The following is a 2,664-nucleotide window of genomic DNA, read 5'->3' as shown; positions in this document are numbered from 1 at the left end:
TGCCGGTGAGCGGGAACTGGGCTTTGACTACGCCTCAGACGGGCGGGGCAGTCACCCGTTCCAGCCGGTAGACGACACCGGCGCGGTCTTCGGCATTCCTCAGATACCAACCACGCTGCCAACGCTTGATGAATTGATCGGACTCGATGGCTTGACTGCCAAGAACGTTGATCAACACGTGCTGGCATTGACCGCCGGCCAGGAGAAGTCACAGGTATACACCTTGCATGCCGAACTGGAAGGCATGCGTCTGGCCGAAACTTTCGAGCGACTTCTCGCGGGCTGGCAAGAGCAGGGCTATCGCCTGGTCAGTTGCCGTGAGTTGTTTGCCACCTTGGATACGTCCAGCCTGCCACGGCATCACGTCACCTACGGCGAGATTTCCGGACGCAGCGGCAAGTTGGCCTTGCAGGGTCCGAACGCAGACAGCGCGGGTGGCCTGCAGCGGTCATCCTGACAGTGCTGTTGAAGCCGCCTTCTACAAAAAATGCTATCCGATTTCAGTGCCAGTTTTCACCCGGTCATGGGCCGGCTTTTCCTTGCCGTTCAAGGCAGGGAAAAGCCGCGATCAAGACTAACCAGTTCGCCTTCAGGAGTCCCCGTGTTGATTGATGTTCAATGCATCATAAACGTGCGATGCTTTTAGGAAGTGACTCTTGTTTATTTCTGGTTTTTACGGTAAATTACCGTATACGGTTCTTGCCCGTATTTTTGGAGGATATACCATGTCTGCTGTCGCTAGATTTGATTTGACGATGGATGTAGAAGAAAAGGATATTGTTTCCCGCGCCGCTGCCCTCACGGGTACTACGATGGCGGCATTCGTGCGGACAGCCGCCAAGGAAAAGGCACGCGAACTGTTAGATCGAGAGTCCCGTATCACAATGACTACCCAGGACTTTCAGGCATTCACGACAGCACTTAATGAGGCGTTCGTGCCTAATGCAGCTTTGCAAAAGGCACTCGATCTTGCGCATGAGGTACGGCGTGTTTGAAGAGCAAATGCTCAATCCAAGTTGCCATGATCGCCAGGCATTCACCTGCGGTGTGAGCGAGCTTGATGAATACCTTCAGCGCTTCGCAGTTCAGCAAAGCAAGAAGGGCATCTCTGTTGTGCGGGTACTAATTGACACCGACATGCCTCGCACAATCCTGGGGTACTACAGCTTGAGTGCGGCTCAAATTGATGCCACTTCGTTGGACGCTCATACACAGCAAAAATTACCTCGCTACCCGGTGCCCTGTTTTCGTCTGGGGCGACTAGCAGCACACTCAAGCCACCATGGTCGTGGGTTGGGTCGTCTGCTTATTGGATGTGTAGTTGAGCGGTGTTTAGAGGCGCGTCAATATGTGGCTGCCTATGCACTTGTCGTTGATGTGAAGTCACAAACAGCCCAAGCGTTTTATGAGCACTACGGATTCATCCCTTGTCTTGATAACCCAATGACCCTTTTCCTACCGCTGAGCACATAAAACAAGATGCGCGGCGACATTAACGGACGACTGACCATCCTCTCAAAAGCCGAGAAAATCGCGCTGTATGATATCCCCGAGTTTGACGACTTTCAGCTTGAGCGATCCGACACTGTTTGCCACACACGGTTTGCCCGGTTTTTGCCACTATTTCTGGCCAGTTGCCCTTTGTGTCAGGAAACATATGTTTCTCGACGACCTTTGAAGATTGATTTTGTGTAATCGTTCGATTACAATCAACCCATGACCTATACGGTAAAACGTCTCGATAAGTTCTCCGACTGGCTCAAGGGCTTGAAGGACGGGCAGACACGGCAGCGCCTCAACAAGCGGTTGCGGAAAGCTCAACTTGGCAATTTAGGTGATGTTGAGCCGGTAGGCGAGGGTGTGTTTGAGATGCGCGAACACTTCGGGCCCGGCTGGCGTATGTACTACGTTCAGCGCGGTGAGGTATTGATTGTAATGCTTGGTGGCGGCGATAAATCCACTCAACAGGTCGACATTCGCAGAGCGGTAGCGCTGGCGAAATGCTTGGAGGATTGACCATGACAAAGAAAATCAAGATTTCTGAACTTCCCGAGTTCGATGCCGCCGAATATCTGAACAACGAAGAAGATATTGCGGCGTACCTGACGACTGTTATTGAAGAGAACGATCCGGCGCTGCTAGCCTCCGCCCTTGGAGATATTGCCCGTGCTCGTGGAATGTCTCAGGTCGCAAAAGATGCCGGTATTGCACGAGAAGCCTTGTACAAAGCACTGCGGCCCGGTAGCGAACCCCGCTTTGAGACAATTAGCCGCGTTTGCGCCGCTTTGGGCGTGCGCTTGGTGGCACAGCCGATGCATTCGGCGCACTGACGGAATCCGCCAATTTGGGCGTACACCCCCATTACGGCCGCGCCCTTGCGGTACGAGATCGAGTAAAAAAGGCGGGCAAGCTGGCGCGCCTTTTCACCGTCAACCGTAAGACGCTCAGTTGTAACCGGCAGAGCGAGCGAAAGAGGGACAGGGTTCGCGCCAAATACAGCGGGCAAAGCGCTGCCTGGACGCGGCGAGAAATGCACCGGGCCGCCACGCGCTTCAAGGAGATTTTCGGTTTCCCCGCGCGCACGCACGGCGCCGCCGGTTGGCAGATGAATCCTGCGGCCTATGCCGGTGAGCGGGAACTGGGCTTTGACTACGCCTCAGACGG

General features: G+C 54.3%; 4 protein-coding genes and 1 pseudogene. All 5 read left to right on the top strand.

Features of this window, described 5'->3' with window-relative positions; all coding sequences use genetic code 11:
* A pseudogene (locus tag Q1J43_RS11590) lies at positions 1-457 on the top strand (hypothetical protein); the annotation flags it as partial.
* A 199-nt stretch (positions 458-656) separates the two neighbouring features.
* Entirely contained in the window at positions 657-995 is a 339-nt protein-coding gene (locus Q1J43_RS11585; RefSeq protein WP_301102656.1) for a DUF1778 domain-containing protein, read from the top strand.
* Positions 988-1,473, top strand: a complete 486-nt coding sequence (locus Q1J43_RS11580; RefSeq protein ID WP_301102655.1) for a GNAT family N-acetyltransferase — start codon at positions 988-990, stop codon at positions 1,471-1,473. The genes Q1J43_RS11585 and Q1J43_RS11580 overlap by 8 nt, the downstream gene beginning before the upstream one ends.
* Positions 1,474-1,716: 243 nt before the next feature.
* On the top strand, positions 1,717-2,016 hold the full coding sequence (locus tag Q1J43_RS11575) for a type II toxin-antitoxin system RelE/ParE family toxin (RefSeq protein ID WP_301102654.1): 300 nt from the start codon (positions 1,717-1,719) through the stop codon (positions 2,014-2,016).
* Positions 2,017-2,018: 2 nt separating this feature from the next.
* On the top strand, positions 2,019-2,330 hold the full coding sequence (locus Q1J43_RS11570) for an addiction module antidote protein (RefSeq protein ID WP_301102653.1): 312 nt from the start codon (positions 2,019-2,021) through the stop codon (positions 2,328-2,330).
* Positions 2,331-2,664 lie beyond the last annotated feature (334 nt).

The organism is Propionivibrio sp. (assembly GCF_029255185.1).
Lineage (GTDB): Bacteria > Pseudomonadota > Gammaproteobacteria > Burkholderiales > Rhodocyclaceae > Propionivibrio.
The sequence above is the reverse complement of the archived record's forward strand: the minus strand, read 5'-3'. Positions and strand labels throughout refer to the sequence as shown.

What these genes read in the sequence shown, in the direction of transcription:
- Q1J43_RS11575 (WP_301102654.1), top strand. Translation starts at nt 1,717, where the DNA reads ATGACCTATACGGTAAAACGTCTCGATAAGTTCTCCGACTGGCTCAAG.
- Q1J43_RS11570 (WP_301102653.1), top strand. Translation starts at nt 2,019, where the DNA reads ATGACAAAGAAAATCAAGATTTCTGAACTTCCCGAGTTCGATGCCGCC.